General features: G+C 72.7%; 17 protein-coding genes. 7 read left to right on the top strand and 10 right to left on the bottom strand.

Annotated elements, in window-relative coordinates; all coding sequences use genetic code 11:
- Positions 1 to 139 precede the first annotated feature (139 nt).
- Positions 140 to 1,033: an RNA polymerase sigma-70 factor gene (locus tag ACIGWZ_RS02450; protein WP_400060780.1), complete on the top strand. Its 894-nt coding sequence runs from the start codon at positions 140 to 142 to the stop codon at positions 1,031 to 1,033.
- Here the strand turns inward: ACIGWZ_RS02450 and ACIGWZ_RS02455 are convergent.
- Positions 985 to 1,650 carry an aspartate/glutamate racemase family protein gene (locus ACIGWZ_RS02455; protein ID WP_400059960.1) on the bottom strand — a complete coding sequence of 222 codons (666 nt, stop codon included), beginning with the start codon at positions 1,648 to 1,650 and terminating at the stop codon, positions 985 to 987. The genes ACIGWZ_RS02450 and ACIGWZ_RS02455 overlap by 49 nt on opposite strands.
- 247 nt (positions 1,651 to 1,897) lie before the next feature.
- Here ACIGWZ_RS02455 and ACIGWZ_RS02460 point away from each other — a divergent pair, with 247 nt between their 5' ends.
- Positions 1,898 to 2,644 (top strand): GntR family transcriptional regulator, encoded by a 747-nt coding sequence (locus ACIGWZ_RS02460; protein ID WP_400059962.1) that lies wholly within the window; start codon positions 1,898 to 1,900, stop codon positions 2,642 to 2,644.
- Positions 2,645 to 2,695: 51 nt separating this feature from the next.
- Here ACIGWZ_RS02460 and ACIGWZ_RS02465 read toward each other — a convergent pair whose 3' ends face one another.
- On the bottom strand, positions 2,696 to 3,853 hold the full coding sequence (locus ACIGWZ_RS02465) for an ROK family protein (protein WP_400059964.1): 1,158 nt from the start codon (positions 3,851 to 3,853) through the stop codon (positions 2,696 to 2,698).
- A gap of 173 nt (positions 3,854 to 4,026) precedes the next feature.
- Here ACIGWZ_RS02465 and ACIGWZ_RS02470 point away from each other — a divergent pair, with 173 nt between their 5' ends.
- Positions 4,027 to 4,485 carry a hypothetical protein gene (locus ACIGWZ_RS02470; protein WP_400059965.1) on the top strand — a complete coding sequence of 153 codons (459 nt, stop codon included), beginning with the start codon at positions 4,027 to 4,029 and terminating at the stop codon, positions 4,483 to 4,485.
- 18 nt (positions 4,486 to 4,503) lie between these two features.
- Here the strand turns inward: ACIGWZ_RS02470 and mug are convergent, their stop codons facing one another.
- The 3 genes from mug to ACIGWZ_RS02485 all read right to left on the bottom strand — a co-directional run bounded on the left by mug (position 4,504) and on the right by ACIGWZ_RS02485 (position 7,491).
- Positions 4,504 to 5,052, bottom strand: coding sequence for a G/U mismatch-specific DNA glycosylase (mug, locus tag ACIGWZ_RS02475; RefSeq protein ID WP_400059967.1), 549 nt, complete (start codon positions 5,050 to 5,052; stop codon positions 4,504 to 4,506).
- Positions 5,053 to 5,067: 15 nt separating this feature from the next.
- Positions 5,068 to 6,501: an adenylosuccinate lyase gene (gene purB, locus ACIGWZ_RS02480; protein ID WP_400060782.1), complete on the bottom strand. Its 1,434-nt coding sequence runs from the start codon at positions 6,499 to 6,501 to the stop codon at positions 5,068 to 5,070.
- A gap of 102 nt (positions 6,502 to 6,603) precedes the next feature.
- Complete coding sequence (locus tag ACIGWZ_RS02485; RefSeq protein ID WP_400059969.1) at positions 6,604 to 7,491, bottom strand: SGNH/GDSL hydrolase family protein; 888 nt, start codon at positions 7,489 to 7,491, stop codon at positions 6,604 to 6,606.
- 94 nt (positions 7,492 to 7,585) lie between these two features.
- On the opposite strand from ACIGWZ_RS02485, the gene ACIGWZ_RS02490 reads away from it, so the two are divergent.
- On the top strand, positions 7,586 to 8,209 hold the full coding sequence (locus ACIGWZ_RS02490; protein WP_400059971.1) for a TetR/AcrR family transcriptional regulator: 624 nt from the start codon (positions 7,586 to 7,588) through the stop codon (positions 8,207 to 8,209).
- Here the strand turns inward: ACIGWZ_RS02490 and ACIGWZ_RS02495 are convergent.
- The 4 genes from ACIGWZ_RS02495 to ACIGWZ_RS02510 all read right to left on the bottom strand — a co-directional run bounded on the left by ACIGWZ_RS02495 (position 8,184) and on the right by ACIGWZ_RS02510 (position 12,659).
- Positions 8,184 to 9,422: an FAD-dependent oxidoreductase gene (locus ACIGWZ_RS02495; RefSeq protein WP_400059973.1), complete on the bottom strand. Its 1,239-nt coding sequence runs from the start codon at positions 9,420 to 9,422 to the stop codon at positions 8,184 to 8,186. The genes ACIGWZ_RS02490 and ACIGWZ_RS02495 overlap by 26 nt on opposite strands.
- Positions 9,423 to 9,538: 116 nt before the next feature.
- Complete coding sequence (locus tag ACIGWZ_RS02500) at positions 9,539 to 10,561, bottom strand: hemolysin family protein (RefSeq protein WP_400059975.1); 1,023 nt, start codon at positions 10,559 to 10,561, stop codon at positions 9,539 to 9,541.
- Positions 10,558 to 11,901, bottom strand: coding sequence for a hemolysin family protein (locus tag ACIGWZ_RS02505; RefSeq protein WP_400059977.1), 1,344 nt, complete (start codon positions 11,899 to 11,901; stop codon positions 10,558 to 10,560). Before ACIGWZ_RS02505 ends, ACIGWZ_RS02500 begins: the two co-directional genes overlap by 4 nt.
- A 338-nt stretch (positions 11,902 to 12,239) precedes the next feature.
- Entirely contained in the window at positions 12,240 to 12,659 is a 420-nt protein-coding gene (locus ACIGWZ_RS02510) for a GNAT family N-acetyltransferase (protein ID WP_400059979.1), read from the bottom strand.
- A 192-nt stretch (positions 12,660 to 12,851) separates the two neighbouring features.
- On the opposite strand from ACIGWZ_RS02510, the gene ACIGWZ_RS02515 reads away from it, so the two are divergent.
- From ACIGWZ_RS02515 to uppS, 3 genes are all read left to right on the top strand, one after another.
- Positions 12,852 to 14,966: a transporter substrate-binding domain-containing protein gene (locus ACIGWZ_RS02515; protein WP_400059981.1), complete on the top strand. Its 2,115-nt coding sequence runs from the start codon at positions 12,852 to 12,854 to the stop codon at positions 14,964 to 14,966.
- Between the two features lie 416 nt (positions 14,967 to 15,382).
- Positions 15,383 to 15,961, top strand: coding sequence for an ABC transporter ATP-binding protein (locus ACIGWZ_RS02520; protein ID WP_400059983.1), 579 nt, complete (start codon positions 15,383 to 15,385; stop codon positions 15,959 to 15,961).
- The gene (uppS, locus tag ACIGWZ_RS02525; protein WP_400059984.1) at positions 15,958 to 18,576 is read left to right on the top strand and encodes a polyprenyl diphosphate synthase; all 2,619 of its coding nucleotides are present in this window, start codon (positions 15,958 to 15,960) and stop codon (positions 18,574 to 18,576) included. The genes ACIGWZ_RS02520 and uppS overlap by 4 nt, the downstream gene beginning before the upstream one ends.
- Before the next feature lie 255 nt (positions 18,577 to 18,831).
- Here the strand turns inward: uppS and ACIGWZ_RS02530 are convergent, their stop codons facing one another.
- Positions 18,832 to 19,722, bottom strand: coding sequence for an LLM class F420-dependent oxidoreductase (locus ACIGWZ_RS02530; protein ID WP_400059987.1), 891 nt, complete (start codon positions 19,720 to 19,722; stop codon positions 18,832 to 18,834).
- Positions 19,723 to 20,088: the final 366 nt, after the last annotated feature.

Consider the following 20,088-nt stretch of genomic DNA (forward strand, 5'->3'; position numbering starts at 1 on the left):
GCGTAGGAACCCACACTGCCAGCAGCGGGCGGTGCGCGGCCCCGCTCGGCCTGGCAGTGTGCCGCACACCACGCCCGGCACCGCCCGCGGCCTGCCGTTTCCGCTGGACAACGCGGCGGCGGCCCGCTGGGATGGCAGGGTGCCGATTGATCCCGCGACCGATGTCACCGATGTCTTCGAAGAGCACCGCCCCGTGCTGCACGGTGTGGCCTACCGCATGCTCGGCCGGGTGGCCGACGCCGAGGACGTCGTCCAGGACGCATGGCTGCGCTGGTCGTCCGCCGACCGCAGCGAGGTACGTGAACCGCGTGCCTATCTGGTGCGCATCACCACCCGGCTGGCCATCGACCGCCTCCGCCAGGTGCAGTCCCGCCGCGAGTCCTACGTCGGGCCCTGGCTCCCCGAACCCCTCGCCACGGACTTCGGCGGCACCGCACCCGACACCGCGGAGCGGGCGGTGTTCACCGAGTCCGTGACGCTCGCCGTCCTCGTCGTCATGGAGTCGCTCTCCCCTCTGGAGCGCGCCGTGTTCGTGCTGCGCGAGGCCTTCGGCTATCCGTACGCGGAGATCGCCGAGACCCTCGACCGCAGCGAGGCGGCGGTACGCCAACTGGCCGGGCGGGCCCGCCGGCACGTGGACGAGGGCAGGCCGCGCTTCCAGGTCGATCCGGACCGGCAGCGCGATCTGACGGAGCGGTTCATCGCGGCCGCGGCCGGCGACGACCTGGACGGCCTGCTGAAGCTGCTGGCGGCGGACGCGCGGCTGGTCGGGGACAGCGGCGGCAAGAGCAAGGCCCCGCTGCGGATCATCGAGTCCGCCGACAAGATCGCCCGGTTCATGCTCGGCGTCGCCAAGAACGCGGCTCCCGGTACGGAGTTCACCCTCCTCGAACTCAACGGCGGCATCGCGCTGCTCGGACGCTGCGACGGCACGCCGGACACCGTCCTCCAGCTCGATGTCGAGGACGGCCGGATCCGGACGGTCTACATCGTCCGCAACCCCGACAAGCTGGCGTCGCTCGCGGCGAGTTGAGCGGCGGCCCGCAGGCCGGGCCGCGGGCTCGACAGCACGGGCACGCCGCCGGTGAGACGGCCGGCCGCGGGCGCCATCGACGCCTGCGCCAGCACGATCGCATCGGCGGCCGGCACCTCCCGCGCCGCGGCGGCCACCGCCTCCAGATAGCCCTCCGTATCGCCCGCCTCGAACCGCTCCCAGGCGCCCGGTACGAGCACCGTGCGCACCCGCACCTCGCGTCCGGCCCGCTCCGCCTCCTCGGCGATCAGGTCCCGCGTCGGGCCGAGCGTGCTCTCCAGCGCGGCGAGCACCACGATCCGCGGGCCCGCGGCGACCGCCGCCGCGGCCATCGGCCGGTCCACCCGCAGTACGGGCAGGCCCAGCGCGGCACCGGCCGCCTCGGCCACCGAGCCGATCGTCGAGCAGGTGCACAGCGCCGCCCGCGCCCCCGCCCGCGCCGCCCCGGAGAGCGCCGCCGCGACCTCCTCCGCCACCGCGTCCGGCCCCTGCTCCCGCGCCCGCTCCAGGAGTTCGGGCCGTACGAGGTGCCGCAGCGCAAGGCCGGGGGCCTCCTCGTCGCGCAGGGCATCGAAGACCGGGACATGGACGGGAGAGGTGTGCAGCAGGGTGAGCATGACTGCAGGGTAACGAGCGGTACGGCGGGGGCGGCGGGCGCGTCCGCCGTGCGGACGCCACGCCGAAACCGGTCGCGGATTGGTCTTGACCAAGGTTTGGGCCGGCCATATCGTCGGGATACTGCAACAACCTTTAATAAAGAAACGCTCATAATCGGGCGCGCCCACGAAGACCGGCTGGATGCGGTCCCGTGGACGGATCCGGTCCATGGGGCCCCGCGGGGCAACGGCCAGTGCGGAGGACAGGGTGGGGACCACGCAGCTCGAAACGGCTCCGGAGCCGAAATACTGGCACCTCAAGACCGTGCTCAGCGAGGCGCTGGACTCGGAGTTCGCGGTCGGCGAGATTCTGCCCAACGAGCGTGAGCTGGCGGCGCGGTTCGGCGTCGCTCGCGCCACGCTCCGGCAGGCGCTCGAACAGCTCGAACTGGAAGGCAGACTGCAGCGCCGCCGCGGCGTGGGCACCACCGTCGCGCCGCCCCGCGTCGGCATCGCCGTCGACCCCGCCCGGCACACCTGGCCCGGCGCCCCCGGCGACGACTGGCAGGCGCTGGACGCCACCGAGACCACGACGGTGCCCGCCGCCGTCGCCCGCCTCCTGGAGACGGCCCCCGGCGACCGGGTGCACATCGTCCGCCGCAGCCGAGTCACCCATGGCCAGCCGGTCGCCGCCGAGCTGCTGTACGTAGCGTCGGCCGTCGTCCCCGGCTGCTCCGCGACGGGCTCCCACAGCGCCCCGGCCCGCGCCCGCGCCGTCCTGAACGCCCTGCGGGAGAGGGAGCTGGAGGGCCAGGACCGCACCGTCGAGCTGGGCTCCGCCCGCGCGGAGGACGCCAAACAGCTGGACCGACTGCCCGGCGCGCCGGTGCTCGTCGTCACCACCCGCTACGTCTCCGGGGGCCGCACCACCGCCGTGGCGGTCTCGACGTACCGCGCCGACACCTGCCGCCTGACCTTCGGCGAGAGCGACGCGGTGGCGCTCCTCGCGGGCTGATCCAACGTGCCGCCACGGGCCCGTGCCGCACTCCGGCGCGGGCCCCGTGTGCTACCGGCGGCCCGTCACCGTACCCTCCACCGCGAAAAGTTCGCCCTCCACGTGGTCGAGCGCCAGCCGCAGCGCCCCCGTGGCGACCGCGGCCTCGCCCAGCTCCGACAGGGCGACCTGCGGCGGCCGCAGGCAGTAGCGCGCCAACTCCGCACGCAACGGCTCCAGTACACCGGCCTGACCCGCCGCCCAGCCGCCGATCACCACCAACTCCGGGTCCAGCGCCAGCACCAGCGCCGCCACATCGTGCACCAGCCGCCGGATGAACCGCTCCACCGCCTCCCGCGCCCGGACATCGCCCTCCCGCGCCAGCGCGAAGACCGCGGCGACCTGCGCCTCGTCCAGCGGATGCAGCGGCTCCCCGGTCGTCGACAGCAGCGTCTCCGGCGTCGCCTCCCGCCCCAGCAGATGCAGCGCGCCGATCTCCCCGGCCGCCCCGCCGAACCCCCGGTGCAGCCGCCCCCCGATCAGCGAACCGGCCCCCGGACTCAGCCCCGCCAGCACGAACACCACATCGCCGGACGCGGCCGCCGCGCCCTTCCAGTGCTCGGCCACCGCGGCGGCGTTCGCGTCGTTCTCGACCAGCACCGGGCAGCGGAAGGAGCGCCGCAGCCGCTCGCCCAGGGGGAGGCCGGTCCAGCCGGGCAGCGCCGTCCCCAGCCGCACCGTGCCGTCCGCTTCCACGATGCCCGGGCTGCCCACACCGACCGCCCGCAGCGAACTGCGCGACACGCCCGCCCGGCGCAGCAGCTCGGCCACCACGCCACGGACCTGCTCCAGCCGCTCGTCAGCCGGCGCGGTCTCCGCCACCGGGCGCTGCGCCGAGTCCAGCAGCCGCCCGCCCAGGTCGGAGAGCTGGGCCGCGATGCGGTGCGGACCGATCTCGATACCCAGCAGATGGCCCGCCTCCGTACGGAACCGGAACCGGCGGGCCGGCCGCCCCTGCCGACGGGCCCCGCCCTCCTCGGCTGCCGCCTCGGCCACCAGCCCGGCCTCGATGAGCCCCTCGACCACGCCCTCGACCGTCGGCCGGGACAGGCCCGTCACCTGCACGAGATGGGTGAGCGTGGGGGAGTCCGCGGCGCGCAGGGCGTGCAGCACCACCGCGGAGTTGATCCGTCGCAGCAGGGAGGGATCCCCACCCGTGAGCCGCCCCACCGTCACTCTCCCTCGTGTCGCGTGTCTGGCGGATCGTAGCCGGTCAGCGGGTGTGCGGCGAGACCCGACCGACGCCGGGCGCGGGAGGGGAAGGGACGGTGAACACCAGGGGCCGGCCGCCCTGGGAGGCCGGCGGACGGCCAATTGTCAGACCCTGGCGGTTTACTGACGGTATGACGACTGGTGAGCAGCTGGCGGTGATCGACGCATTGCGCGGCCGCGCCTTCCCGGCCCGGCGGGAGCGGTCCGCGCGCGGGGAGAGCGGGCCCGGGTTCCATGTGGTGCGGCTGTGGGCGAGCGCCCCGCTGTGGGACGCGGACCCGGCGGACGCCCAGGAGATGCGCGAGGACTGCGCGGCCGCACTGACGGGCCTGACCGCGGTGCTGTCCTTACGGTGGGGGGAGCCCGGCGTCCTCGATCTCGCCGGGCCTCTGGAGCGGGTGGCGATGGGCCTGCCCGTCCGGCCGCCGCTGGACATCCTGTGCGGCCTGGTGCCCCGGCTGCACACCTGGCGGGCAGCGGGCCGCTGGGTGGCGGTCGGCGCGGGGCAGGGCGGACCGGAGCAACCGTGCCAGCTGCTGGCGGCGATAGCCCAGGAGGGCGCGGCCGGGGGCTTCCCGGACCCGACGTAGGCCGTCAGCCGTCAGCGGTCAGCCGGCGTCGAAGGCCGCGGCGCGCAGCCGCCCGTACTCCTCCGCCATGGTCGCCAGCGTCCAGTGGGCATTGAGGCCGCTGGGGTTGGGCAGCGCCCAGATGCGGGTGGTGCCGAGGGTGCGGTCCTGCGGGCCGATGGCGGCGTGCTTGTCGCCGAAGGCGACGCGATAGGCCGTGACGCCCGCGACCGCCAGCCAGCGCGGCCGCAGCAGCGCCACCTTCTCGGCCAGCAGCCGCCCGCCCTCGCGGTACTCCTCGGCGCTCAGCTCGTCCGCCTTGGCGGTCGGCCGAGCCACGACATTGGTGATGCCCAGGCCGTGCGCGAGCAGTTCCTCCTGCTCGTCCGGCCGCAACAACCGGGGGGTGAAACCGGACGCATGCAGGACGGGCCAGAAGCGGTTGCCGGGGCGGGCGAAGTGATGGCCGGTCGCGGCCGTCATCAGCCCGGGATTGATGCCGCAGAAAAGGACCCGCAGACCGCCCGCGGCCACGTCGGGGACGAGGCGATCGCGAGCGGCCTGCAGCTCTTCGGGGGTGAAAGGCACGTCAGCGGCCCAGCGTCAGAGGATCGAGCCCGGGGTGTACGCCGCGGCCTCGGGGTGCTGCTTGGCAATCGCCTCGATCCGGGCGACGACGGACGCCACCTGGTCGGCCGCGGCGCCCGTGAAGGAGAGCTTGTCCGCCATCAGGGCGTCCAACTGCGCCTTGTCCAGCGGGATCCGGGCGTCCGCGGCCAGCTTGTCGAGGAGCTCGTTGCGCTCCGCGCCCTGCTCGCGCATCGCCAGCGCCGACGCGACGGCGTTCTCCTTGATCGCCTCGTGCGCCTCCTCGCGGCCCACCCCGGCCCGTACGGCACCCATCAGCACCTTCGTCGTGGCGAGGAAGGGCAGGTAGCGGTCCAGCTCGCGGGCGACGACGGCGGGGAAGGCGCCGAACTCGTCCAGCACGGTCAGGAACGTCTCCAGCAGCCCGTCCAGCGCGAAGAAGGAATCGGGGAGGGCGACCCGGCGGACCACGGAGCAGGAGACGTCGCCCTCGTTCCACTGGTCGCCGGAGAGCTCGCCGGCCATCGAGGCGTAGCCGCGCAGGATCACCATCAGGCCGTTGACGCGCTCGCAGGAGCGGGTGTTCATCTTGTGCGGCATCGCGGACGAGCCGACCTGGCCGGGCTTGAAGCCCTCGGTCACCAGCTCGTGCCCGGCCATCAGCCGGATGGTCTTGGCGATCGACGACGGCGCGGCGGCCAGCTGCACCAGCGCGGTGACCACGTCGTAGTCCAGCGAGCGCGGGTAGACCTGGCCGACGGAGGTGAAGGCCTGCCCGAAGCCGAGGTGCCCGGCGATCCGCTGCTCCAGATCGGCGAGCTTGGCGGTGTCGCCGCCCAGCAGGTCCAGCATGTCCTGGGCGGTGCCGACGGGGCCCTTGATGCCGCGCAGCGGGTAACGCGAGAGCAGGTCCTCCAGCCGGGCGTACGCCACCAGCAGCTCGTCCGCCGCGGTCGCGAAACGCTTGCCCAGGGTCGTGGCCTGCGCGGCGACGTTGTGCGAGCGGCCCGCCATCACCAGCTCGGCGTTCTGGGCGGCCAGCGAGCCCAGGCGCGCCAGGACGGCGACCGCGCGGTCGCGCATCAGCTCCAGCGACAGCCGCACCTGCAGCTGCTCGACGTTCTCCGTCAGGTCGCGGGAGGTCATGCCCTTGTGGATCTGCTCATGACCGGCGAGGGCGTTGAACTCCTCGATCCGGGCCTTGACGTCGTGCCGGGTGACCTTCTCGCGCTCGGCGATGGAGGCCAGGTCGACGTTCTCCAGGACTCGCTCGTAATCGGCGAGCGCCTGCTCGGGGACCTCCACCCCCAGGTCCTTCTGTGCACGCAGCACGGCAAGCCACAGCTTCCGCTCCAGCTTCACCTTGTACTCGGGGGACCAGAGCACGGCCAGCTCCGTGGAGGCATAGCGGCCGGCCAGAACATTGGGGATGCGAGGCTTCGCAGACACAGCAGTCACGTGGTCAGAGTCTACTGGCGATTCGCGCAGGCCAGAGCCCCGGCCCCGGTCGTGCTTTCCTCCAAGCCGCCGGTCGGGGTGCGGGAGGCGGAGTCAGCCCTCGTACGGCAGCAGTTCGGGCCGCTTGGCCGGCCGCCCGTCGCCCGAGGACCGGCCGGTGAGCCGACGGCCTATCCACGGCACCAGATGCTCCCGCGCGAACCGCAGGTCCGCGGTCCGCCGCGCGCCCCAGCCCGGCGGCACCGCGGCCGGCAGCGGCGCGTCCCAGTCCGACGCGGCGGGCAGCCCGAGCGCCTGCCAGACGGCCTCCGCCACCCGCCGGTGCCCCTCGGCGTTCAGATGCAGCCGGTCGTCCGCCCACATCCGGGGGTCGGCCAGCGCCCGGGACGCGTACAGGTCCACGACCACCGCGCCGTGCCGCGCCGCCACCGCGTCGAGGTGCGCGAAGAGCTGCTCCATCCGCGGCCGGAACCGCTCCATCACCGGCCCCTCGCGCCCCGGGCTGCGCATCAGCACCAGCTGCCCGCCGCCCTTCGCCAGCTGCCCGGCGGCATCGGACAGCTGCGCACACACCCGGTCCACGTCGCACTTGGGCCGCAGCACGTCGTTCAGCCCGCCCACCAGCGTCACCAGATCCGCGCCCATCGCGGCCGCGGGGCCGCACTGTTCGTCGACGATCTGGCCGATGAGCTTGCCGCGCACCGCGAGATTGGCATAGCGGAAGCCGGGCGAGCGAAGCGAGGTGGGGGTACCCCCGGCCGAAGGCTGGGGGAGCAGCGAGGTGGGGGTACCCCCGGCCGGAGGCTGGGGGAGGAGCGAGGTGGGGGTACCCCCGGCCGAGGGCTGGGGGACGGCCGCGAGGCGGGCGGCGAGCAGATCGGCCCAGCCGCGGTAGGAGCCGTCGGGCAGGCCGTCGGACATTCCCTCGGTGAAGCTGTCGCCGACCGCGACGAAACTGGTGTAGTGGGCATTCATCTTCATGGCGCGGTGATCCTATCCCGCGGTGTACCGGCGGCCGCCGCGGTGTACGGTCGGATGTCGCCCGGACGGCGAGGAAAGGTACAGGTGAACGCGCATGACTCCCCGCGCAGGCGACAGCCCCGAAGCCCCCACCTTCACCGAGCGGGCCCGCCGGCAGCAGCTCATCGAGTGCACCATCGACCTGATCTCCACCCGGGGCTACCCCTCGACCTCGCTGTCGGCGATCGCCGAACGGGCCGGGCTCTCCAAGGCAGCGGTGCTCTACCACTTCGCCTCCAAGGACAACCTCACCCGCGCCGCGCTCGACCAGGTCATGGAGCAGTTCCGCGCGTACGTCACGGAGCGCCTCGCGCGCGCGGCCGGCCCCCGGGAGGCGATCATCGCCTACGTACGGGCGATGATCGGCTACCAGCAGGCCAACCGGCGGCACGTCCGCGTGATCACCGAGATGCTGCTCGACGACGACGGCGGCACCAAGCTCAAGACCCCGGGCTCGCACGACACCCAAGGCCGCTGGCAGGCCCTCGCCGCGCTCCTGACGGAAGGTCAGGAGGCGGGCGTGCTGCGGCAGTTCGACTGCCGGACGATGGCCCTGGCGATCGGCGGGGCGATCGACGGGGTGATCGCGCACTGGCTCGTCCACCCCGAACTCGACCTGGACGCCGCGACCGCCGAGCTGGAGACCTTCACCCTCAACGCGATCGAACGCCGGGACTGACCCGGGCGAACGAAGGGGTGCGCTCGGGACGGATGCCGAACCCGCCCAGCGCGCCGGAGACGGTCCGCAGCGCCGGCACCCGCCGCAGCAGCCGCATCGGCACCGGCAGCCGCTTCTCGTCGAGCGTGCCGTCCAGGGCGGCCCGGATCATCCCGTGCTCGGCCTGCTGCGCCTTCTGCGTCACGGCCATCGGCAGATGCCGCCGCTTCTGTACGCGCGCCAGGTCGGCGACGGTCACCGTGCCGCGGTGCAGCGGCCCCGCCAGGATCCGGGCCGCCGCCACCGCGTCCTGCAACGCGAGATTGACGCCCACCCCGCCGACCGGCGACATGGTGTGCGCCGCGTCCCCGATGCACAGCAGACCGTGCCGGTACCAGCGCCGCAGCCGCCCGAACGTCACCTCCAGCAGCTTCACGTCGTCCCACTCGATCCCGCCGGTGACCTTGTCGTCCCAGTCGAACAGCACGCCGAGCCGGTCGCGCAGCCGCTGGATGCCGTCGGCGCGCAGCTCCGCGTCCCGGCCCTTTTCGATCAGATACGCGGTCTGGTAGTACGTGCCCCGGTCCATGGTGACCGCCGCCTGCCCGCCGCCGAACCGCGCAAAGACCCGGCCGTCCTTGCGGGCATCGGAGGGACCGTCCACACGTATCTGCCACACGTCCATCGGCACCTCGGTCAGGTCCTGCCGCAGCCCGGCCGCGCCGCGCACCACCGAGTCCCGGCCGTCGCAGGCCACCGTCAGATCCGCGGCGAGCTCACCCGGGGCGCCGTGCTCGTCGACGTACCGCACCCCCGTCACCCGCCCCCCTTCGGTGCGCAGCCCGGTGACCTCGGTGCGCATCCGCAGGGTGAAGGACGGCTCGACGGCGGCCGCGCCCGCGAGCAGGTCGAGGAAGTCCCACTGCGGGACCATCGCGAAGTACTTGTGCCGGCCCGGGATCCGCCGCATATCGGTCATCACGACGGTCGTGCCGCCGATCTGCGCCCGCATCTCCTCCAGCTTGGGGAACGGCAGCCGCGCGAACGCCTCGCCCAGGCCCAGTTCGTCCAGCAGGCGCAGCGTCGACGGATGAACGGTGTCCCCGCGGAAGTCGCGCAGGAAGTCGCCGTGCTTCTCCAGAACGGTCACTTTCACGCCGGCCCTGGCCAGCAGCAGCCCCAGCATCATTCCGGCCGGTCCACCGCCCACGATGCAGCATGTTGTGCGGTCCATGTTCTCGCCCCCTGGACGCATACGGATATGGCGACCGGCGCACGCCCGCAAGCGCACTAACCGATCGGTCAGCAATCTAACCGATCGGTTAGGCAAGGGTGTTGCGGGGGCCGGAATCAGGCCGCGGGCGGCTGCTGCAGCACCAGCTCCCGTAGGACGTCCTCCATGGTCACCAACCCGGCCAGCGTCCCGTCGTCGCCGATCGTCGCCGCCAGATGCGTACGGGATCCACGCATCGCCGACAGCACGTCGTCCAGCGGCGTCGCCGCCTTGACCCGGGCGATCGGACGCAGCGCGCCGACCGGGAACGGCAGATCGCGCGGCGCGGCGTCCAACGCGTCCTTGACGTGCAGATAGCCGAGGATGCGGCTGTTGTCGTCGACGACCGGGAAGCGCGAGAAACCGGACCGGGCGGCCAGCCGCTCCAGGTCCTCGGGGGTGACCCCCATGCGCGCCGCGACGACCCGCTCGGCGGGCAGCACCACGTCCCGGACCGGGCGTCGGCCCAGCTCCAGCGCGTCCCGCAGCCGCTCCTGCGCCCGCGCGTCCAGCAGGCCGGCGGCCCGCGAGTCCTCCACCATCTTCGCGAGCTGATCGTCCGAGAACGTCGCGGCCACCTCGTCCCTCGTCTCCACCCGCAGCAGCCTGAGCAGCGCATTGGCGAGGGCATTGATCGAGAAGATCACCGGACGCAGTGCACGGGTCAGCGCGACCAGCGGCGGGCCCAGCATCAGCGCGCTGCGCACCGGCTCGGCCAGCGCGACGTTCTTCGGCACCATTTCGCCGAAAAGCATGTGCAGATACGTGGCCAGGGACAGCGCGATCACGAACGAGATCGGGTGGATCAGGCCGTGCGGGATGCCCACGGCATGGAACACCGGCTCCAGGAGATGGGCGATGGCGGGCTCGGCGACCGCGCCCAGCACCAGGGTGCACAGCGTGATGCCCAGCTGGGCGGCGGCCAGCATCGCCGAGACATGCTGCAGGCCCCACAGCACGCTGGCGGCGCGGCGGTCACCGCGCTCGGCGTGCGGTTCGATCTGGCTGCGGCGCACCGAGATCAGGGCGAACTCGGCGCCCACGAAGAACGCGTTGACGACCAGCGTCAGCAGGCCCACGAAGAGCTGGAGCGCGGTCATCGGCCGGCCCCCGTCTCCGGCTCGTCGGCGTCGCCCGGCAGCGGGGCGTGCAGCAGCACCCGCGCGGCGCGGTGCCCGGCCGCGTCCAGCACATCCATCGTCCAGCCGGCCACCTCCAGGGTGTCGCCGCGCACCGGGATCCGGCCCAGCTCGGTGGCGATCAGGCCGGCCAGCGTCTCGTACGGACCATCCGGCACCCGCAGACCGATCCGCTCCAGCTGGTCGGTGCGGGCGGCGCCGTCGGCCTGATGGAGGCCGCGGCCGTCCGCGTCGGAACCGGCGGGGGCGAGGTCGGGGGTCTCCAGCGGGTCGTGCTCGTCGCGGACCTCGCCGACCACCTCCTCGACGATGTCCTCCAGCGTCGCGACACCGGCCGTGCCGCCGTACTCGTCGATGACCACGGCCATGGTGCGCCTGCCGGACAGCCGGTCCAGCAGCCGGTCCACGGTGAGGGTCTCCGGAACCAGCAGCGGCTCGCGCAGCAGGTCGGAAACGGGGTGACGGGGACGGCGCTCGGCCGGAACCGTCAGTACGTCCTTGATGTGCGCGACACCGACGACGTCGTCCAGGGTGCCGCGGTAGACGGGGAAGCGGGACAGCCCCGTCGCCCGGGTCGCATTGGCGACGTCCTCGGCCGTGGACTGCACCTCCAGGGCCACCACCTGCACCCGCGGCGTCATCACGTTCTCCGCGGTCAGATCGGCGAGATTGAGGGTACGGACGAACAGCTCGGCGGTGTCCGGCTCCAGCGCGCCCTCCTTGGCGGAGTGCCGGGCCAGCGCCACCAGCTCCTGCGGGCCGCGGGCGGAGGCCAGCTCCTCGGCGGGCTCCAGACCCATCCGGCGGACCATGCGGTTGGCGGTGTTGTTGAGATGCCGGATGAACGGTTTGAAGGCGGCGCTGAAGCCGCGCTGGGCGGTGGCGACGTTCTTGGCGATGGCCAGGGGGCTGGAGATGGCCCAATTCTTCGGGACCAGCTCGCCCACGACCATCAGGACGACCGTGGAGATCGCCGTGCCGAGGACCAGGGCCACCGATTCCGTGGCGGAGGGCGGCAGGCCGATCGCGGCGAGCGGTCCGGCCAGCAAGGTGGCGATGGCCGGTTTGGACAGCATGCCGATGACCAGACCGGTCACGGTGATGCCGAGCTGCGCACCGGAGAGCTGGAAGGTGAGGCTGCGGACGGCCCTGAGGGCGCTGTCCGCACCGCGCTCGCCGCGCTCGGCGGCGCGTTCGAGATCGCTGCGCTCGACGGTCGTCAGCGAGAACTCGGCCGCGACGAAGACGCCACAGGCGAGGGTCAGGAGGAACGCCACGCCCAGCAGGAGCAGGTCGGTCATCGGGTCACCTCCGTCCCATGATCGAACAGGTTCGGGAGGTTCGCCCTCTGTCGGGAGGGCGCCCGGACGGTGGCTCGGCAACTGGGAGGCTCGTCCATGACTGGACGCTCACACACCTTTCACTGGAGAACGGGTTTCACTGAGGAACGGGTTTCACTGAGGAACGGGAAGTCCCCCATGGTAAAGGATCGGCAAAGTGGTGGGGGTGGTGAGAGCCCGCCCCTCCACAGCGACGGGTCCGTCGCCCGGTCCGGATCAGCCGACGAGGCACCCGCCCCGGCCACTCCACCGCGGCCCGGGAGCGCACCCCGGCCCACGTCCAGAAATCCCGCCCGCGCTCACAGTGACTTGACCCAGCGTCGCCACTGGTCCTCGCGGTGGTAGCCGGCCGCGGCCCAGGTGTGATGCGCGCGCTCATTGACCTCCAGGACCATCGCGTCGACCCGCCGACCACCCAGGGCGTCGAAACGTTGCTCCGCCGCCTCCATCAGGGCGGAGGCGATGCCCTGCCGACGGCAGTCCGGATGCACGGCCAGCCGGTAGGCCGAGCACCGCCACCCGTCGAAGCCCGCTATCACCGTCCCGGCGAGACGGCCGTCGCGCTCTGCGAGGAGCAAGGCTTCGGGATCCCTTGTGACGAGCCGGGCCACCCCGTCGTGGTCGTCGCTGATGCTCGTACCTTCCGCAGCTTCGCGCCAGAACCGCAACACGGTGTCGATGTCCGAGAGGGTGGCGCAGCGGATATGGAGATCGCTCATGGGACGAGCCAAGCAGAGCGCCGACCCGTTCGGCCAACGGTTTCCGAACCGGGCAACGAGCCGGTTCGGCGCGCCCACCGTCCCGCGCCCGCCGGTCGGATTCCCGGCCACGCCACCGCATCACCCCGCCATACGCCCCGGCCCGTGCGGGATACTGCCGCACACAACTGTTCGGCACGGGTGGGGGTATGAGTGCGACCGCTGGCGAAGGACGATCCGCAGCAGATCGGTCCGTTCCGGATCATCGGGCTGCTCGGCGGCGGCGGCATGGGACGGGTCTATCTCGGCCGCGCGGCGAACGGCCGGACGGTGGCCGTGAAGACCGCCCGCTCCGAACTCGCCGACGACCGGCACTTCCGCACCCGCTTCGCCCGTGAGGTGGCCGCCGCCCAACAGGTGGGCGGCCCGTTCGTGGCGCCCGTGGTCGACGCCGCGCCGCACGACGACATGCCCTGGATGGCGACCGACTATGTGCCGGGCATCTCGCTGACCGCCGCCGTGCAGGACTGCGGGCCACTGCCCGAGCACGCGGTGCGGCTGCTGACCGCCGGCCTGCTGCACGCCCTGACGGCGGTGCACGCGCACGGCCTCGTGCACCGCGACCTCAAACCGTCCAACATCCTGCTCACCGCCGGCGGCCCCCGCGTCATCGACTTCGGCATTGCGCACTCCGCCGCGGACACCGCCCTGACGATGACCGGCACCGCCCTCGGCACCCCGGGCTTCATGGCGCCCGAACAACTCGTCATGACGGGCCCCGACGTCACCGGCGCGGCGGACGTCTTCGCGCTCGGCGGGGTGATCGTGTTCGCGGCCACGGGCGGCGGCCCGTACGGGAACGCCGAACCGCAGATCCTCATGTACCGCACCGTGCACGAAGAGCCCCGCCTCGACGAACTCCCGCAACCCCTACGGGAGTTGGCGGCCGCCTGCCTGGCGAAAAACCCGGAACGGCGGCCCGCTCTGCCCGCCCTCATGGAGCGGGTCGGCGCACCGGGCCCGTACGGCAACTGGCTGCCGGGACCCGTCGCCGAAGAGCTGCGCCGCCTCTCCGCACAGCTCGGCGACCCCAGAGCGCAGGACACGTTCACGCCACGGCCCCCGGCCCAAGCGCCCGCCGCCGTCGCCTTCGACCGACTGCCGACCGGCACCATGGCCGACCTCCCGGCACCCCCGCCGCCCGCCACCCCGCCCCAGGGCCCGTACGGCACGGCTCCCGCCGCCCCGCCGCAGGGCCACCACCACCCCGCCCCGCCGGCCGGGCCGCACGACATCACCCCGCCCCAGCCACACAACCCCCCTGGGCGGCCCACGTCACCGGGCCCGAGCCGACGCCGCGTGCTCGCCGCGCTGTCCGCCGCCGGTGCCGTCGCCGGCGGCGGGGCACTGGCCTGGACACTGTGGCCCGACGGCGGGGACCGCGGCAGCGGCGCCGCGCACACCGGAGACAAGCCCGGCGGCACCAAGAAGCCCTCCGGCGGCGCCCAGCCCGGCGGAAACCCATCGGCCCCGGGAACACCGTCCGACCGGTTGCCGAAGGACATCCGCGACAAGGGCACCGTCACCGTCGGCTCCGACCTCAGCTACCCACCCATGGAGTTCGCCACGAGCGGCAGGACCACCGGCGTCGACGTCGACCTCGCGAACGCCCTGGGCCGCGCGCTGGGCGTGCGCTTCACCTTCGAGAACGCCGCCTTCGACGCCCTCCTCCCCGGCCTGAACTCGGGCCGCTTCGACCTGGTCATGTCCGCGATGATCGACAACAAGAACCGTCAGGAAGGGCGCACGTCGGACGGCACGCGCACCGGCGACGGCGTCGACCTGATCGACTACCTCAGTGCCGGACTCGCCCTCGTCGTCCGCAAGGGCAACCCGGCGGGCATCGAGAAGCCCCAGGACCTGTCCGGCAGAACCGTCGCCGTCCAGCGCGGCACCCTCGCCCACGACTTCCTCGACAAGCTCAACCGGCAGCTCCCCGCGAAGGTGAAGCTCCGGCCATTCGACTCATCGGCCCAGATCTACGACGACGTCGCCAAGAACCGCTCGGCGGCCTGCCTCGACGACTTCCCGGTCGCGGCCCACACCGCGGCCACCCACACAGGCGGCGGCGCCCTCCAACTCACCGGCGAACAACTCGACCCCCTTCCCTACGGCATCGCAGTCGCCAAGACCGACACGGCCCTGCGCGACGCCCTACGGGAAGCCCTCGACCGCCTCATCGCCAGCGGCGAGTACACAACGATCCTCAAAAAATGGCACGTCGAAGGCGGCGCGGTGAAGCGGGCAGTCATCAACGGGGGACAGTAGGCAGGCCGCGCCCGGCCACACGGCGCACCCCGCGGGCGACAGCAGCCCCGGCCCCACCCCGGCCCGAAACCCGCCTTTCGGGCAGTTTCGCAGCACACAACCCACCCCGAACGCGCCGCCCCGGCACAGCGCACCTCCACGCGCCGCTGACAAGCCCCGCTACCCCTTGCTGCAATGGAACGGACCGGCGCGACCGGTCCCTTCGAGGGGACGCACCCTCAGCACCCCACCACCTTCTGCTCACGGCGCCGACGCGCACGAGCAGGACCTGGTGGGCCCTGCGGTCGAGGGCCGGCCCCGCTCCACCACTCCCGCGTCCGGGGAGGTGCGACCTGCTGACCTCACCCGCTTCCCCCACACCCGGCAACAGCGTTCTCTGGCTGCGGGACATCCACAAGGGATACGGCCGGCGGCCCGTGCTGCGGGGCGTCGACCTCGATGTACCGGCCGGCCGCCTGATCGGCATCGTCGGGGAGAACGGCGCCGGAAAGAGCACCCTGCTGCGCATCCTCGTAGGACAACTCGCCCCCGACAGCGGCACGTTCGCCTGCCGCGCCGTGATGGGCTACTGCCCGCAGACCCCCGTACTGCACCCCGCACTGACCGTCGCGGAACACGTACGGTTCTTCCAGGCCGCCTACGGGATCGCCGACTGCCGGCACGCATGGGAACTGCTGGAACAACTGCGGTTCACCGAGAACCGCACAAGCCGCCTGCACACGCTCAGCGGGGGCACACAACAGAAACTCAACCTGGCCCTGGCGCTCATGCACCAGCCGGATGTACTGCTGCTGGACGAGCCCTACCAAGGCTTCGACTGGGAGACCTATCTGCAGTTCTGGGAGATCGCCACCGCGCTGCGCGACGCCGGCCGCACCGTGGTGCTCGTCTCCCACCTCGCATACGACCGCGAACGACTGGACGCCGAGTACCAGCTGAACGCCGGACTGCTGCGCCCGGCACCGGCCGCCGGCGCCATGGAGGGCGCCGGATGAAGCGGTGGTGGCGGAGCCTGCGCACGGCCGTGCACCACGCCGTACTCGAACAGGCACGCAACCGCCTCGCCCTGGTGCTGGTGATCTTCTTCGTACCGCTGTGGCTGACGCTGGCCTACCAGGTCCTGCCCGACGCCCCCGTCCGGTTCCACCTGCGCGCGGCCGACCGGCTGCTGAGCCTGGACGCCAACACCCTCACCCAGCTCTCCGGCGCCCTGCACTCGATCACCCTCATCGTCGGATTCATGATGTTCCTCGCCACCCGCCGCGCCGCGGAATTCGACCACCGCCTGGTCACCGCCGGATACCCGCGAACCTGCCTGCTGCTGGCCAAGAACGCCGTACTGCTGCTCACCGCGACACTCGCCGCCGGATACGCCACGGCCGGAGTATGCCTCTTCTGGCGGCCCGAGCGGCTCGACGTCATGGCCGCCGCGCTCACCGTGGGCGCGCTGACCTACGGCGGCGGAGGCATCCTCCTCGCCGCCTTGCTGCGCAGCGAACTGGCCGGGATGTTCGTCGTCATCATGGTCAGCCTCATCGACCTGACCCTCCAGAACCCGGTCGCCAACCCCTCCGCGGACAGCCCGGTACTGCGCTGGCTGCCGGCCTACGGCGCGATGCAGTCCGCCGTGGCCGCCGCGGACACGGACCTCGTTCCCTGGCGACATCTCCTTCTCGGCCTGTGCTGGGCAGCCGGCCTCGCGCTCGCCGGACTGGCCGTCTTCGCCCTCCGCACCGGCCGACGAGCCGGCGCCCGCGCAGCGACACGGCGCCCACACAACGCCGAACGGACAGCCCGCCGCACCCCGATCCGCCTACGGCACCCGGTGCGCTCCCTCGTCTACCGCCGGGCCGGGATCACCGACCCCGCGGTGGTCTCCAGCTACGAGACCTGCCGCCGCCTGGTACGGCGAGCAGGCCGCCTGGAGACCGCGATCACCCAGCTCTTCCCCGCCCGGCTCCGTCCCCTCGTCTGGGCGATCTACGGCTACGGCCGCACCCTCGACGACCTCTCCGACACCCCGCAGAGCAACAGGCAGGACCGCGCCGCACGCGTGCGCGCGTACACCGAGGCGCTGGAGGCCGAACTGCGGCTGGGCCGCAGCAACGACCCGGTGCGAACGGCCCTCGTCGACGCGGTGTGGCGGTGGGACCTGCCCACCGACGGCCTGTCCGCAGCGGCGGCCGTCTACCACCAGGACGCCACCGGCGACACCCACCTCGCCACGTGGGACGACTGGCACGCCTACTGGCACACCCTGGCCTTCCCGTTCAGCCCCACCCACATGCTGCACCTGCTCACCGACCCCGGCCCCGCCCTCACCCCGCACGACGCCGAGGCACTCATCCGGTGGACCGACGTCTTCAACCTCATCGACACCCTGCGGGACCTGCGCCAGGACGCCGCGGACGGATCCGTCAAACTCCCGCAGAGCGTGCTCGACGCGTACGGGGTGACGCTCGAAGACCTCAGGCAGCACCGGCCCGGCAGCCAGTTCACCGCCATGATCCACGCCCTCACCCGCCAAGCCCGCCAGTGGACCGTCCAGACCGCGCAACTCGGTGTCCGCCACCCGCCCACGGCAGCGGCCATGCGGACCGCCACCGACCTGCAACGGCTCGAACTGCGCCGCATCGAACGCAACCCCCACAGGCTCCTCAGCCACCGCCGTACATCCACCCCCGTCCGCTTCCACTGCACACTGCTCCTCGGCCGCCTACGCGTCGCCCGGGCCTGGCGACGCCCCACCCCCGACAAGGCCGCCGCCCTCCTCACCCTTCCCGCACCACGGCCGGCCCCCGCCGACCGCACCCCGGACCCCGAACAGGCCCTCCTGCCTCCCGCAGCACACCCCAGCGGAGCCCACCCGCCCTCGCTACCCGCCCACCAGCTTCCCCGCCACGTCGCGGTCATCATGGACGGCAACGGTCGATGGGCCACCCGCCGGGGCCAGTCACGCACCGCCGGCCACCACTCCGGCCAGCGGGCGCTACGCGACACCGTCTATGGCGCCCTGGAGATCGGCCTGCCCTGCCTGAGCGTGTACGCCCTCTCCACCGAGAACTGGACGCGCCCCGCCGCCGAGATCGACGCCATCCTCGCCATCGTCCGGGACGGCACCGACATCAACACCGAGGAGATCTGGCAACGCGACGTCCGACTGGTCTGGTCCGGATCCCCCGACGGCCTCCCCGCAGACCTGGTGGCCGGCGTCACCCGAACCGTCGACGCCACCCACGACCGCACCGGACTGACGCTGAACGTCTGCTTCAACTACGGCGGACGCAGCGAACTCACCCACGCCGCCCGCGCCCTCGCCCGACAGGTCGCACGGGGCGAGATCGACGCCGAGCACATCACCTCCCGGCACCTCGCCCGCCACCTGCACCAGCCCGACCTGCCGGACGTCGATCTCCTCATCCGCACCGGAGGCGAACAACGAACCTCCAACTTCCTTCCCTGGCAGTCCGCCTACGCCGAATTCGTCTTCCTGGACACCCTCTGGCCCGACTTCGACCGCACCCACCTGTGGCGGGCCATCGATGCCTACACACGCCGCGACCGCCGCTTCGGAGCCACCCACTCCACCCCGCACGAACCCACCGCCTGAAGACGTGGATGCGCCCGACCACCGGGTGATGCCACGGAAAGTGCCGCTTGCGGGAGACGTGCGACGTGGCCGCGCTCGTCGGCGACGAGCGCGCCGTGTCACTCGTGGACACCCGGGGCATATCGGCTCCGGCTTCCGCCGGCTTCGGCGCCGAGCCGGTGACCCACCACCCGCCGAGGCCGGTGGCGTCGAACAGTTCCCGTCTCCCGGAACGTCCCCGACACGGTCGCGGCAGACTGCCCGCCGCCGCGTCCCTCAGGTGCCCTTCAACTCCTCCATCACCGGAGCGAACGCCTCCAGGAACGGGTCCAGCACGGTGATGTACGAGAAGCCGAAGCGCTCCCGCCGCTCCCGCAGCTGCTCGGCCATCTGCGCGGACGTGCCGATCAGCAAGGTCGGCGCCTCCAGCACCTGGTCCTCGTCCAGCCCGATGCCGCGCGCGGCGATCTCCCGGGCGACGGCCCGCCGGTCGTCGGTGGGCAGCACCTGCTGTACGAGGATGTTCAGCTCGGCGGGCTCCGGGCGCTCGGCGGCGTACTCCTGGTACCGGGCCACCGAGGCCGCCAGCTCCTCGGCAGGCAGCAGCTCCAGGACGCCCTCGGGCTTGCCGGGCGACTGCCGGCCACCGGTGAACGCCGCGATCTCGGCATGCCGGGCCGTCAGCCGCAGCATCCGGGGGCCGTTGCCGCCGATCAGCAGCGGCGGACGGGGCCGCTGCGCGGGCCGCGGCACCTGCTCGGGATCGCCGAGCAGCCGCTCCAACTCCTCGATGGTGCGGCTGAGATGGGCCACCCGCTGACCGGGTGAGCCCCAGGGCAGCCCGGCCTTGTCGTGCTCGGCACGGACGTATCCCGTCCCCAGCCCGAGCTCCAGCCGGCCATCGGTGAGCACATCCGCGCTGGCCACTTCGCGCGCCAGCAGCGTCGGGTTCCAGAAACCCACGTTCAGTACGAAGGTCCCCACCCGCGGGCGCTCGGTCGCCTCCGCCGCGGCGATCAACGCAGGAAACGGCGCCGGCGCACCCAGATGGTCCGGGACCAACAGGACGTCATAGCCCAGCTCCTCGGCATGCCGGGACTTCCGGCGCCAGGAACTTCCGCCCTCGAGCGCCAACATATTGATACCGAAGCGGAACGGGCGTGGCATGAGACCCCCTTGGGAGCGTGCGGACGGCAGGGCCGCCGCGATCGGTCACGGCCAGAAAACCATGAACGTTCGAACGCCGCAGCCGCTTCGCCCATGGCGCCACGGCCGCTTCGCCCGTTCCCGTCCGGGCCCACGGCCTCCGCTGGCCGGGGACTGCGGACGACCGACCGGCAGGGGGTGACCGGTGGCAGGGGGGACCGGTGCGTGGGGGGACCGGTGCGTGGGGGAGGACCGGCTTCGGCGGGGGACGGCGAGCGCCCGGACGCCGCCCGTGGGCCGGATGCCGATGGCCCCGACTGCGGCGGCCCGGACACAGGGGCCCGGAGGCGGACGCTTGCCGGTGCTAGCACCTCCGCGCTAGCTTGA

It is taken from the genome of Streptomyces sp. NPDC053427, from assembly GCF_044544985.1.
GTDB lineage: Bacteria > Actinomycetota > Actinomycetes > Streptomycetales > Streptomycetaceae > Streptomyces.

What these genes read in the sequence shown, in the direction of transcription:
- ACIGWZ_RS02455 (WP_400059960.1), bottom strand. Translation starts at nt 1,650, where the DNA reads ATGCTCACCCTGCTGCACACCTCTCCCGTCCATGTCCCGGTCTTCGAT.
- ACIGWZ_RS02470 (WP_400059965.1), top strand. Translation starts at nt 4,027, where the DNA reads ATGACGACTGGTGAGCAGCTGGCGGTGATCGACGCATTGCGCGGCCGC.
- ACIGWZ_RS02485 (WP_400059969.1), bottom strand. Translation starts at nt 7,491, where the DNA reads ATGAAGATGAATGCCCACTACACCAGTTTCGTCGCGGTCGGCGACAGC.
- ACIGWZ_RS02490 (WP_400059971.1), top strand. Translation starts at nt 7,586, where the DNA reads ATGACTCCCCGCGCAGGCGACAGCCCCGAAGCCCCCACCTTCACCGAG.
- ACIGWZ_RS02495 (WP_400059973.1), bottom strand. Translation starts at nt 9,422, where the DNA reads ATGGACCGCACAACATGCTGCATCGTGGGCGGTGGACCGGCCGGAATG.
- ACIGWZ_RS02500 (WP_400059975.1), bottom strand. Translation starts at nt 10,561, where the DNA reads ATGACCGCGCTCCAGCTCTTCGTGGGCCTGCTGACGCTGGTCGTCAAC.
- ACIGWZ_RS02505 (WP_400059977.1), bottom strand. Translation starts at nt 11,901, where the DNA reads ATGACCGACCTGCTCCTGCTGGGCGTGGCGTTCCTCCTGACCCTCGCC.
- ACIGWZ_RS02510 (WP_400059979.1), bottom strand. Translation starts at nt 12,659, where the DNA reads ATGAGCGATCTCCATATCCGCTGCGCCACCCTCTCGGACATCGACACC.
- uppS (WP_400059984.1), top strand. Translation starts at nt 15,958, where the DNA reads ATGAAGCGGTGGTGGCGGAGCCTGCGCACGGCCGTGCACCACGCCGTA.
- ACIGWZ_RS02530 (WP_400059987.1), bottom strand. Translation starts at nt 19,722, where the DNA reads ATGCCACGCCCGTTCCGCTTCGGTATCAATATGTTGGCGCTCGAGGGC.